At 38.2% G+C, this 12,524-nt stretch carries 12 protein-coding genes; 10 read left to right on the forward strand and 2 right to left on the reverse strand.

Annotated elements, in window-relative coordinates; genetic code table 11:
* Position 1 precedes the first annotated feature (1 nt).
* The 4 genes from AAA071_RS00880 to ade all read left to right on the forward strand — a co-directional run bounded on the left by AAA071_RS00880 (position 2) and on the right by ade (position 5,093).
* Positions 2-535, forward strand: a complete 534-nt coding sequence (locus tag AAA071_RS00880; protein ID WP_024061770.1) for an NUDIX hydrolase — start codon at positions 2-4, stop codon at positions 533-535.
* Between the two features lie 130 nt (positions 536-665).
* Positions 666-1,838, forward strand: a complete 1,173-nt coding sequence (locus tag AAA071_RS00885) for a phosphopentomutase (RefSeq protein ID WP_316581432.1) — start codon at positions 666-668, stop codon at positions 1,836-1,838.
* 254 nt (positions 1,839-2,092) lie between these two features.
* Positions 2,093-3,406: an NCS2 family permease gene (locus AAA071_RS00890; RefSeq protein WP_349234002.1), complete on the forward strand. Its 1,314-nt coding sequence runs from the start codon at positions 2,093-2,095 to the stop codon at positions 3,404-3,406.
* Positions 3,407-3,419: 13 nt separating this feature from the next.
* Positions 3,420-5,093, forward strand: a complete 1,674-nt coding sequence (ade, locus tag AAA071_RS00895) for an adenine deaminase (protein ID WP_329843898.1) — start codon at positions 3,420-3,422, stop codon at positions 5,091-5,093.
* Between the two features lie 114 nt (positions 5,094-5,207).
* Here the strand turns inward: ade and AAA071_RS00900 are convergent, their stop codons facing one another.
* Together AAA071_RS00900 and rpsT are read right to left on the reverse strand one after the other, a co-directional pair.
* Positions 5,208-5,396 (reverse strand): hypothetical protein, encoded by a 189-nt coding sequence (locus tag AAA071_RS00900; protein WP_229055816.1) that lies wholly within the window; start codon positions 5,394-5,396, stop codon positions 5,208-5,210.
* 135 nt (positions 5,397-5,531) lie between these two features.
* Positions 5,532-5,792 carry a 30S ribosomal protein S20 gene (gene rpsT, locus AAA071_RS00905; protein ID WP_004692998.1) on the reverse strand — a complete coding sequence of 87 codons (261 nt, stop codon included), beginning with the start codon at positions 5,790-5,792 and terminating at the stop codon, positions 5,532-5,534.
* A gap of 267 nt (positions 5,793-6,059) precedes the next feature.
* Here rpsT and polA point away from each other — a divergent pair, with 267 nt between their 5' ends.
* The 6 genes from polA (at position 6,060) to nusA (ending at position 12,523) form a co-directional block, all read left to right on the forward strand.
* Positions 6,060-8,681: a DNA polymerase I gene (polA, locus tag AAA071_RS00910; RefSeq protein WP_316581428.1), complete on the forward strand. Its 2,622-nt coding sequence runs from the start codon at positions 6,060-6,062 to the stop codon at positions 8,679-8,681.
* Positions 8,682-8,710: 29 nt separating this feature from the next.
* Positions 8,711-9,313, forward strand: coding sequence for a dephospho-CoA kinase (coaE, locus tag AAA071_RS00915; protein ID WP_316073397.1), 603 nt, complete (start codon positions 8,711-8,713; stop codon positions 9,311-9,313).
* A 161-nt stretch (positions 9,314-9,474) separates the two neighbouring features.
* Positions 9,475-10,029 (forward strand): lytic transglycosylase domain-containing protein, encoded by a 555-nt coding sequence (locus AAA071_RS00920; RefSeq protein ID WP_004693001.1) that lies wholly within the window; start codon positions 9,475-9,477, stop codon positions 10,027-10,029.
* Positions 10,013-10,708 carry a hypothetical protein gene (locus AAA071_RS00925; protein WP_316073396.1) on the forward strand — a complete coding sequence of 232 codons (696 nt, stop codon included), beginning with the start codon at positions 10,013-10,015 and terminating at the stop codon, positions 10,706-10,708. The genes AAA071_RS00920 and AAA071_RS00925 overlap by 17 nt, the downstream gene beginning before the upstream one ends.
* A 262-nt stretch (positions 10,709-10,970) precedes the next feature.
* Entirely contained in the window at positions 10,971-11,429 is a 459-nt protein-coding gene (gene rimP, locus AAA071_RS00930; RefSeq protein WP_004693003.1) for a ribosome maturation factor RimP, read from the forward strand.
* A gap of 17 nt (positions 11,430-11,446) precedes the next feature.
* The gene (gene nusA, locus AAA071_RS00935) at positions 11,447-12,523 is read left to right on the forward strand and encodes a transcription termination factor NusA (protein WP_004693004.1); all 1,077 of its coding nucleotides are present in this window, start codon (positions 11,447-11,449) and stop codon (positions 12,521-12,523) included.
* Position 12,524 lies beyond the last annotated feature (1 nt).

Here is a 12,524-nt window from a genome sequence, read left to right on the forward strand (position 1 = left end):
TATGGCAATTAGTAAGGAAATTCAGAAATCCAGTGAAATGAAATTTAACGGTAAGTTGATTCAAGTTACCTATGATATAGCCGATGTGAACGGAAAGGATGCATGGCGTGAGGTTGTGCATCATCCGGGTGCTACAGCGATTGTGGCAGTAACAGAGGATAATAAGATTGTTATGGAACGTCAATTTAGATATGCTTTGCAACAGACGCTACTGGAGGTACCAGCAGGAAAATTGGATCCAAATGAAGAACCGATTGTTTGTGCTAAACGGGAGCTTGCTGAGGAAACCGGCTATCGTGCAGCTCAATGGATTTCGTTAGGGACAATTGCTACGAGTCCTGGTTTCTGCAATGAAGTATTACATTTATATCTTGCGAAGGACCTTACCATGGGGGAAACCAATTGGGATCCTGATGAATATGTGGAGTTAGAATACTACACATTGCCAGAACTATTGGAGGCTATCAAGAATGAGGCTATTAAGGATAGCAAATCTTTGGCGGCCCTCATGCTTGCTATGCCATATCTTAAGTAATTTTTAGAAATATTATCTCTCAATATATTATGTATTTTATTAATTCATATTGATGATTTTAACTGTAATATGTTACAAAGTATTTTTACATTATATGAGTAACTAATCTCATATAGATTTAGGAGTACATATGTATAATCGAATTATTCTACTAGTAATGGACAGTGTCGGTGTAGGGCATGCAGCCGATGCGATTAAATTTGGCGATGAAGGTTCGAATACATTAGGACATATCGAAGCTGTAGCAGGACCTATTCGCTGTCCAAATTTAAAATCTCTAGGTTTAGCTAATATTGCTGATATATCAGCGTTTGATGAGCCTGTTATTGGCGCTTATGGTCGTATGGCTGAAACGAGTACTGGCAAAGATACGACAAGTGGTCATTGGGAGATGATGGGGCATCCTGTAACGGTGCCATTTCCGACATTTTATGATGGATTTCCGAAGGAACTGATGGATGCTTTCACAAAAGAAACGGGTTATGGATTTCTTGGTAATGAGGTAGCCTCTGGAACGGAAATTATTGAACGCCTCGGAGAAGAACATATAAGAACTGGTAAGCCAATCGTATATACATCGGCGGATTCGGTTTTTCAAATTGCTGCGCATGAGGATATCATTCCCTTAGAAGATTTGTATCGCATGTGTCAAATTACACGCGATAAAGTATGTGTCGGTGATTATTATGTGGGGCGTATTATAGCTCGGCCTTTTGTTGGTACACCAGGTCATTTTGTACGCACCTCAAATCGTCATGATTACAGTCGTATGCCTGAAAAGAAAATGGTGCAACAAGAGTTACAAGATGCAAACATTCCAACAGTGGCAGTTGGCAAAATCGGCGATATTTATGCTCATGTTGGCTGGGATGCATCATATCCGACAAAGTCTAACGCGCATGGTATGAACGTAGTTCCTTATCTGTTGGGCCAAAGCTTTGCACGGGGATTTATGATGGTCAACCTTGTTGAATTTGATAGTCTGTACGGCCATCGGCGCAATGTAGAAGGGTATAAGCGTGCTATTGAAGACTTTGATTACCAATTAGGCGGTTTGTTGGACTTGCTTAAAGATGATGATTTACTTCTCATCACTGCAGATCATGGGAATGATCCGACTTGGAAAGGTACTGATCATACGAGAGAAATGGTGCCTTTGCTAGCTTATAGTCCAAGTATGAGTCATTCCGTAGCATTGGGTGATAGACATAGTTTTGCAGATATAGGTGAAACAGTATTACAAAACTTTGGATTGAAACAATGGCATATTGGAAAATCATTTTTGGATATTATGAAATCATAGATACATGCGATTCTATAATACTTTCTGTATCATTGGAACCATATATATATGTATCTAGAATATTTGGGTGGCATAATATACTTTATTGATTATTTAAATACCGCAATACATGATAATTTGAAGTAATTACCATGTGTTGCGGTATTTTTGTATACAAAATTTCAAACATATACAGGAAATTTATGTAGTTATGTGGAAATATATAAATATAAATGAATACGCCCATGATTGTAAGTACGAGAGGAGGAATCATCATGAGAGAACAAGTACAAGGTAGTATATGGGACAAAGTATTCAAGATTTCAGAACGAGGCTCATCCGTATTGAGAGAGTTATTTGCGGGGGCCACTACATTTCTTTGCGTTTCTTATGTATTAGCTGTAAACCCCGCTATCCTTGGTGCCGCCGGTATGGATGTAGGTGCGGTGTTCACGGCGACGGCTGTGAGTGCCATCATCATGACTTTATTGCTAGCTTTGTATAGTAATATGCCATTCGCTGGCTTATCTGGTATGGGTATCAATGCTTTTTTTGCTTATACTATCGTAGTCCAGATGGGACATAGCTTTGCTTTTGCTCTGACGGCTCAATTAATTGCAGGTTTAGCTTTTTTACTGATTGCGGTTACACCATTAAAAGAATACCTATTCAATGCCATACCTCATACGATTAAACTGGCGGTAACGGCGGGCATCGGATTATTTATCGCCCTTATTGGTCTCAGTAGTGCAGGTCTTATCGTCAGTAATCCTGCTACTATAGTGAGTATTGGGGACTTACAGGCGCCATCTAGCTTGATATCCATTTTGGGAATCATATTAATCGCCGTTTTTACGGGGCGCAATGTAAAAGGAGGAATATTTCTAGCTGTTATCATTGCTGCTGTTGTTGGGTTCTTCTGTGGGATTACCAAGTTGCCGTCGACGATATTTTCTATTCCACCATCGTTGGCACCGATTTGGTTTCATTATGATATGAGTGAACTTTTATCTGTAGATATGGTATTTGTGGCCTTTACGTTCTTGTTTGTTAATTTATTTAATGTAGTGGGCGTATTGATTGGTCTTACGAATCAAGCCGAAGTGCCTCAAGATAAACAGTTGGGTGTACAAAGCTCTTGTATGAAAGTATCGGCATTAGGCACTATTATCGGTAGTGCACTAGGTACATCTCCTCATATTGTAGCTGTTGAATCGGCAGCGGGTATCGCAGAGGGCGGTCGCACGGGCTTGACTGCTTTAACCATTGCGGGACTCTTTATAGCATCTTTATTCCTGGCACCGTTACTCATGGTTATTCCTGTGGCGGCTACAGCGCCGGTACTCATCGTGGTAGGTCTATTTATGATGGCATCCGTTAAGGACATCGATTTCGGTGATATTTCGGAAGGACTACCGGCATTTTTGACCATTATCATGATGCCATTTGCTTACTCCATAGGTGTGGGTATCGAATGGGGTCTCATCAGTTATGTATTGATTAAGGTTTTGACTGGAAAATATCGAGATGTTTCCGGTGTCATGTATTTCTTGGCGCTCATTTTCATTTTGAAAGAAATCTTTATGTAAGGAGGATCCTTATATGATACAATTTAATGCAAAAATTTCTCGACAGGCACAGGGGTTGGATAAGGCTCCTGTCGTATTGAAGGGGGCATCTGTTTTAAATGTATTCACTGATGAATGGGTAAAAGCGGATATTGCGATTCATGATGACACGATTATAGGTGTCGGTACCTATAGTGGTGAAATAGAATATAATTATAGCGGTAAATATATTGTGCCCGGATTCATAGACAGCCATCTCCATCTGGAATCCACCTTGGTGAATCCGAAAGAACTCGTATTTGAGGCCTCTCAAGTGGGAACGTTAGGATTTATTGTAGACCCTCATGAAGCCGGTAATGTAGCGGGGATTTCCGGTGTTGAGTACATGATCAATGAAACTGCATCGGCTCAAGGTGATGTATATGTTATGGCTCCATCCTGTGTGCCTGCTGTACCAGGTGAAGATAATGGCGCTATTTTAGATGGCGATATGTTACATAAGCTACAAGCTAATCCACGTATCTTAGGATTAGGTGAAGTCATGGACTGTTATAGTGTTATCAATAGTGATCCTTACATGATGAAAAAGTTAGATTACTTTAAAGATACAATTATGGATGGACATATTATTGGACTTTCACCAGAGCAACTAGCAAGTTATCGTTTGGCAGGCATTACTACAAATCACGAATGTATTTCCTACGAAGAAGCAAAAGAGCAAGTTAAAAATGGGATTTATGTATGGATTCGTGAGGGCAGTGCGGCTCATAATCTAGACTCCATTGTGAAAGGGCTTGTAGAAGAACAAGGGAATACGGAACGTTATGGTTTCTGTACAGATGATAAGCATATTGAGGATATTCGTTCAGAAGGCCATATTAGCTATAATATTCGTCGTTCTATTGAATTGGGACTGACACCAATCCAAGCTTATAAAATGGCCTCCACTCATCCGGCAGCATGTTACGGATTAAAAGATTTAGGTGCTATTGCTCCCGGCTATAGTGCTAATCTTGTAATCCTCAATGATGAGCAATGCGTAGATATTCACGAAGTGTTTTATAAAGGAAAGCCGATTGAACGCGTTCTTGTGAGAGAAGAGAAGGTTGTACCATCTGAATTACTTCATACGATTAATATAGGTACTTTCACAAAGGAAAAATTAGATATTTCTATTGAAGGTCCACAAGCAATTATTAATATTGTGCCTGGTCAAATAGTTACACAAAAAACCGTTGAAGAGGTTCCTGTTGAAAATGGACTGTTCAAGCCAAATGCTGAGTACAATAAAATTACTTGTATCGAGCGGTATAAAGCATCTGGTAGAAATGGTGTCGGTATTTTGAAAGGCTTTAATTTAAAAAATGGTGCTATTGCGTCGTCCTTTGCACATGATTCACATAATCTGATTGTTGTTGGCGACAACGATGCAGATATGATGATTGCCATTGAGCGTATTTGCGAAATTGGCGGCGGATATGTCATTGCAAGTGAAGGCAAAGTAGTAGAGGAACTAGCTCTTGAAGTAATGGGCTTAATCACAAATCGACCTCATGAAGAGGTAGATGCAAAAGTGGCTAAGATGAAAGATATTGCTTATGGTATGGGTGTGCCAAAAGGTCTAGATCCTTTTATTAATTTGAGTTTCCTTGCATTAACTGTTATTCCAGAAATTAGAATCACTACTACAGGTGTGATGGAGTTTTAGTATTAAGTTTGATGAAAAGCTAATAAAAAAAGGGCTGTAACAGAATGTGGTTTTACCACATTCTAGTTGCAGTCCCTTTTGCTTTTATCCTTAAAACAGAATGAGTTTATTTAACTATAGCAAGCCTTGACTTTCCATCATATCTTTAATATCAAGTATGGTAGATTTACATACTACATCATAATCTAATGAACCAAGGAAGTTTGCAAATTTAGTGTCATCTTCATTTTTACAGTTTTCATATGGAATTTTACCAAATTTTTGATACGGTTCTAGAATGCGATTTCGTCTGTGTTTCCACATATTATAATAAGGCCCTTTGAATTTAGTCATAATATCTGTATAACAAACGAAACATTATTTTATGAGTAAATAGAAAAAAGCATAAAAAAACAGTCTCAACGGATAACCGAGAGACTGTCTTGCTTGCTTTTAAAATTATAAAGCGTTTACTTTAGCTGCAAGGTTAGATTTTTTGCGAGCTGCAGTGTTTTTATGAAGTACACCTTTGGAGGCTGCTTTATCAATTACGCTAGTAGCATGAACAAGTGCTTGTTTTGCTTCTTCTACTGCGCCTGCTTGAACAGCTTCAACGGTTTTACGAGCTGCTGTACGAATTTGAGATTTTACAGCGGCATTTTTCGCACGACGTTCAGCATCCGTTTTTACGCTTCTAATACTGGATTTAATGTTTGGCAATTGAGTCACCTCCTTAAAAATCGTTTCTTATACCTGAATGATTATATCATACCAAATATTGATACGCAAGGACTTTTCAGCCCAATATTTTCTTTAATGACATGATTTGTAAAACATTTTCTACTGTTTATTAACGAAAGCATATATGTGGTTTTTAAAATCAAATTATTTACTTATTTTATAGTGAAACAATATATTAATTTTTATTTATAAAAGTTAAAAGGGTCCTTATGTTATAATGAAGAATAGAATTAAGTGAGGTGTCTTATGAAAAAATTAATGATTATAGATGGCAGCAGTTTATTATTTCGTGCATTTTTTGCATTACCACCGTTGAAATCCGCTTTGGGAACACCAACGAATGCAGTATATGGCTTCTTAACAATGCTCATTAAATTGTATGAAGAGATTAATCCTGACTATATTGCCGTAGCTTTTGATAAAGGGCGTCAAACATTCCGAACAGAAATGTATAGCGAGTATAAAGGAAATCGTCCAGATGCACCTGAGGATTTACGTCCGCAGTTTAGTTTAATTCAAGATGTATTAAAAGCATTAGGCATTTGTGTCATCGAAGAAGAAGGTTTTGAAGGGGATGATATTCTCGGATCTTTAAGCAAGAAGTTTGGAGCCCCTGATATGGCTGTTCAAATTATTACAGGAGACCGCGATAATTTACAGCTTGTAACAGAACATAGCCATGTGTTCTTAACTAAAAAAGGTATTTCTGATATGTTAGAGGTTACTCTAGATAATATGGAAGAACTTTATGGCTATGGTCCTGATAAGGTTATCGAAATGAAGGCTCTTATGGGTGACTCTTCCGATAATATTCCAGGTGTACCAGGCGTAGGTGAGAAAACAGCGCTTAAATTAATTACCGAATACGGCAATCTTGAATCTGTATACAATCATATTGAAGATATTTCTGGTAAGAAATTAAAAGAGCGCCTTGTAGAGAATAAAGAGTTAGCCTTCTTGTCTCGTGAGTTGGCTACAATAAAAACAGACATGGAGTTATCTTATAAAGTAGAAGATTTTGTACAAAACTTTCATGCCTCTGAAGTACAACCGTTATTTGAAACTTTAGGTTTTACTAAATTAACACCTCGCATTGCACAAGTAATGGGGTGTGAGGAAGTAGCTTTTGGAGATCCAGGTTCTTTATTTGCACAACAAGAAGAGATTTCTTTAGATGATTTAGCGGATGCTAAATCATTAACCGCTGATTTTTATAAAGATAAAACGGTAGCAGTACATGTTATATTAGATGGTAAAACTCCATTTAGAACGGTAACGAATGCTTATCTATCTAATGGAGATATTATTGTAAAAACAGACGATACTAAAGCTGTTTTAGCTGTATTACAAGGTGCCAAAGCCATCGTTACAACTCAAACCAAGGAGATTATTGAAGCCTTTGGTGCAGATGTGCCAGCTGAGATTTCTTTATTTAATGCTGATAAAACTGCTCGTGTTCACGATATGTCGCTCATTGCGTATTTATTAGATCCTACGCGTACTAATTATGGTTATTTATACCTAACTGAGCGCTTTTCTGTACCTAGCATTGCTAACGGTAGTGTAGACGTAGAATGCGTGTCCATGGTGAAAGCATTACTCGCTATGAATGAAGTTGCCTGTGAGTCTGCGCGCCGTGAAGAGTTATGGTCTTTATATGAGACAATTGAGTTACCTTTGATTCATACCTTAGTTGTGATGGAGAAAAATGGTATCTATATCGATACAGAGAAGTTGGCGGAAACAACGGCTCGCTTTAAAGAGGAACTAGCTCAAGTACAAGAAGAGATTTATGAACTAGCCGGAGAAACGTTTAATATTAATTCACCTAAACAATTGGGCGTAATCTTGTTTGAAAAGATGAACTTACCAATCATTAAGAAAACTAAAACAGGCTATTCTACAGATGCAGAAGTGCTAGATATGCTTCGTCATGAAAGTCCGATTGTTGAAAAAATCTTGGCATACCGTTCTGTTGCTAAATTGGTATCTACCTATTGCGAAGGTATGGCAGTTCTTATTAATGATAAGACACATCGTATTCATACAACATTTAATCAAATGGTTACGGCTACAGGTCGTTTGAGCTCATCTGATCCGAACTTGCAAAATATTCCGGTTCGCACCGAAAAAGGCCGTGAAATTCGCGCTTTATTCTATCCAGGTGCTGGATATGATACATTGGTGAGTGCCGATTACTCTCAAATTGAGTTGCGCATCTTAGCTCATTTGTCTGGCGATGAAGCATTGATTAAAGCCTTTGTGGAAGGTAAGGATATTCACCGCTTTACTGCGGCAGAGGTGCTTGGTAAATCTCAAGATGAGGTAACTAGCGAAGAACGCTCCCATGCGAAGGCCATTAACTTCGGTATTATCTACGGTATTTCTGACTTTGGTTTATCTCGTGACCTTGGTATTACACGGGGTGAAGCTAAAAACTATATTGATCTTTATTTTAGCCGTTATCCTAAGGTTAAAGAGTATATGGATCGAATGGTTCAAGAGGCTCATGAAACCGGCAAAGTTCGCACTATGTTTGGTCGTCAACGCGAGTTACCTGATATTAATAGTCGTAACTTTAACCGTCGTTCCTTTGCTGAGCGGACCGCAATGAATACGCCAATTCAAGGTACCGCCGCAGACATCATTAAGTTAGCTATGAACCAAGTAGAGCAAAAGTTAGAAGAACAAAACTTTACGTCTCGACTCTTATTACAAGTGCATGACGAACTAGTACTTGAAGTGGTGAACTCTGAATTAGAAGCTATAGAAGAGTTACTACGTAGTACAATGCAGTCTGTTGTAGAGTTACAAGTGCCTCTTATTGTAGACGTACACCATGCAGAAAACTGGGCATTAGTAAAGTAATATGTATTTATAATTAATAGAAGGTATATATGTTTAAAATTGGCTTAACTGGTGGCATTGCATCTGGCAAAAGTACAGTTCTTACATATTTTAAGGATAAAGGTATACCATATATCGATGCTGATATTGTGGCTCGTGAAGTTGTTGAGCCTGGTACAAAGGGTTTAGAAGCAGTTGTAGATGCATTTGGAACCGATGTATTGCGCGATGATGGGACATTAAACCGAGAAGCATTAGGAGCTATTGTCTTTCATAATGCAAAAAAGCGCCAACAATTGAATGGTTGTTTAAAGGAGCATATTCAAAATCGAATTATGGAACTTACAGCTCATTATGAGGAGCTACATACACCAGTTTTACTATATGATATCCCTTTACTCATCGAGGGAGAATGGTATACCATGATGGACGAGGTGTGGCTCGTATATGTGAATGAGTCGACTCAAATTGAGCGCTTAATGAGCCGCAATGGATTGACTGAGGAGGAGGCATTGGCTCGTATTAATAGTCAAATGCGTCTTGAGGATAAATGGGCTTACGCGGATGTAATCATTGACAATAATGGTACACCTCTGGATTTAAAGGAACAATTAGATATCATTTGGAATGAGCGTATCGAATCAGTCTTATAAGAACCTCAATGATAGTCATTTTATGTGTCAAAATTGGTATATAAAAATTACTATTAAATGGTATAATAAGCCCATAAAACTTCGTATAATATTAACCTAGTATTTTGTTATATTTTATATCTTGGTGACTATGTATAGTTTCTATATAGAAAGGGGGATATATGAAACGTGCAACGGCAACAGCACTATCTTGTGTTGTACTAGGATGGTTTTATTTTACATATTTAGATGACCATTTGGCGCGTCAGATTGCGTATCCCTTTAACTATAAAGAGGAAGTTATAGCTGCAGCTGAGAAAGAGCAGGTACCTCCATCTTTGGTAGCTAGTGTTATCTTAGCAGAAAGCAAGTATAAAAACACAGCGGAGTCTGAAACGGGGGCTCTTGGATTGATGCAACTCATGCCAGATACGGCTCGTTGGGTGGCACAGCAAGTGGGGCATGGTAACTATACAGATCGTCAACTTAAAGAGCCTACTATAAATATTGAGTTAGGTACATGGTATTTAGGTCACTTGTTAAAGGAATTTAATGGTGATCAGGTGTTAGCATTAGCTGCTTACAATGCTGGTCGTGGTCATGTGGAATCGTGGCTTCGTGAAAATAACTGGAATGGAATGGTCGATACGATTCCGTTTCCTGAGACCCGTAGCTATGTAAAGGCGGTCTTACAGTATCAAGAAAGATATGAGGCGTTATATGGAAACAATTATTGAAGCTTGTAAAGCCTTAGACTATTCTTGGTTACCTCAAACTGTTGACGGCTTTACGTTAGTTACATCTACTGAAAGTGACTATACAATATTAGCTAATCGTATTAGTGATGGTGAAGACGTATTAAAGGTACCTATTTTCCATTATCAAAATGAATTGGGGTGGCGTTGGTCTGCCTTATATGATAAAGAGGTAGAGGACTATACAGTACATATAGAGATGCCACTATTTTCCTTTGTAGACATTTCCTTTGTGCGAGCCGATTTAGCGTCTTTTTGGACTGGGCTACAAGAACGATGTGTAAAAGGGTTAACCAATATGTTAATAGAACCCGCTAATAATTTTACTTTTACTTATCGTCGCCGAGGGATTCCTGAATGGGACTTCTCACAAGTTATGCCTGAGGAGTTAGAAGGTTTTGTACGTGATATTGATCCAGCCCATGCGATTCGCATGATTAATGGGTCTTTTATCATCGGCGAATACCGCAAGATGGATGAATGTACAGGATTACTCTTGTATTATAATGAATTGCGCGATGAATATTTTGCGGAACTTCGTTATAAAAGTTATCCAGAAATCGATCATCATTTAGATGCAAAAAATCTAGATGATTTAGCAGTGGTATTGCGTGAGCATTTAGGTGCTATACTAAAAGGCTTGAATGAGCGCATTGATTAAAGTTTGGATAGATTTAACTATGCTATTTTTTGTCATTTTTTGTTTTTATAGAATGACTTATGTGGGACTGGTTTCTTTAATGCCCATTCAAAAGCGTAGAATTTGTATATACATAGCAAATGTGATATACTATATATGACTTTTATATAATCTTTTAAAAGAGTGGGCTTATGTCCACTCTTTCATTTATGATTAGCTCAATTTTAGAGTATTTAGAATCAAGAGATATATACAAGATGTAGTAAGTAAGGAGGCGATGGCTATGAAAAGAGAAGCAGTGGAGGAGTTTGTATCCTCTGTAGTTGAAGGTATTATAGCCGGCACCGATATGGAACTCGTCGATGTAGACTATGTACGTGAACGGGATTGGTATTTACGTGTCTACCTTGATAAACCAGGTGGTGTAGATTTGGATGACTGTCAGTTGGTGAGCGAAAAATTAAGTGCTGTCCTCGACGAAAAGGATCCAATTACGGAAAATTATTTATTGGAGGTATCTTCTCCTGGCCTTGATCGAGTTCTAAAGAAAGATAAGGATTTAGTTCGGTATAATGGCCGTGATGTAGATATTCAGTTGTTTAAGCCTGTTAATGGCAGTAAACAATTTACTGGTGCATTACAAGGTTTTACGGACACATCTATCGACTTTACTATTAATGGTGAAAGCATAACATTTGAACGTTCTGCTATTGCACAAATTCGATTACATCTTGATTTTTAATATATGGAGGCATACGAGTGAGTCAAGAATTAATTCAAGCGGTAATGGTGCTTACAAAACAAAAAGGTTTTGCTCCTGAGGTTATTTTTGAATCCTTAGAGGCTGCATTACTGCAAGCATATCGCAAAGAACCAACATCTAATCCAGATGCGTACGTTGTGATTGACCGCGAAACAGGTGTTTATAAAGTAATGGCCAAAAAACAAGTTGTGGAAACTGTTGAATTGCCTGAAACAGAAATTAGCTTGTTGGATGCTCGCAAAAAAGATAAGCGTTTTGAGATTGGTGATGTAGTAGAAGTCGATGTAACTCCTGCTAACTTTGGTCGTAGTGCTGCCCATACTGCAAAACAAATGCTTATTCAACGTTTGAAAGAGGCTGAGCGCAGTGTAGTATATGAGGAATACTACAGTCGTGAAGGTGATATCATCACTGGTGTTATTACACGTGTCGAAGGTAAAAATGTGTTTATCGACCTTGGTAAAACAGAAGCAATTTTACCTCCAACAGAGCAAATTGCTACTGAAACATACCGTGAAGGGGATCGTATTAAATGCTATATCGTAGAGGTTAAGAAAACTACGAAAGGCCCTCAAATTATGATTTCTCGTACACATCCAGGTCTATTAAAACGTCTATTTGAATTAGAGGTTCCAGAAATCTTTGAAGGCGTAGTAGAGCTTAAGTCTGTAGCTCGTGAACCGGGGATGCGTTCTAAAATCGCCGTATATAGTCGTGATGAAAATATTGATCCTGTAGGTGCTTGCGTAGGTCCTAAAGGGCAACGTGTACAACATATTGTTGATGAATTACACGATGAAAAAATAGACATTGTTAAATGGGATGAAGATCCAGCAATTTATATTGCTAACTCCTTAAGCCCTGCGAAGGTTGTATCGGTAGATGTAAGCGAAGAAGAAAAAGCTTCTTATGTAGTCGTACCTGATTATCAATTATCTTTAGCTATTGGTAAGGCTGGTCAAAATGCTCGTTTAGCTGCTAAGTTGACTAACTGGAAAATTGATATTAAAAGCGAAACTCAAGCTGCTGAAGAACCTTTCACAGGTTTTGGCAATGCTGAGGATGGTGAATAGT

The sequence above is a fragment of the Veillonella parvula genome (assembly GCF_040097785.1).
GTDB lineage: Bacteria > Bacillota > Negativicutes > Veillonellales > Veillonellaceae > Veillonella > Veillonella parvula_D.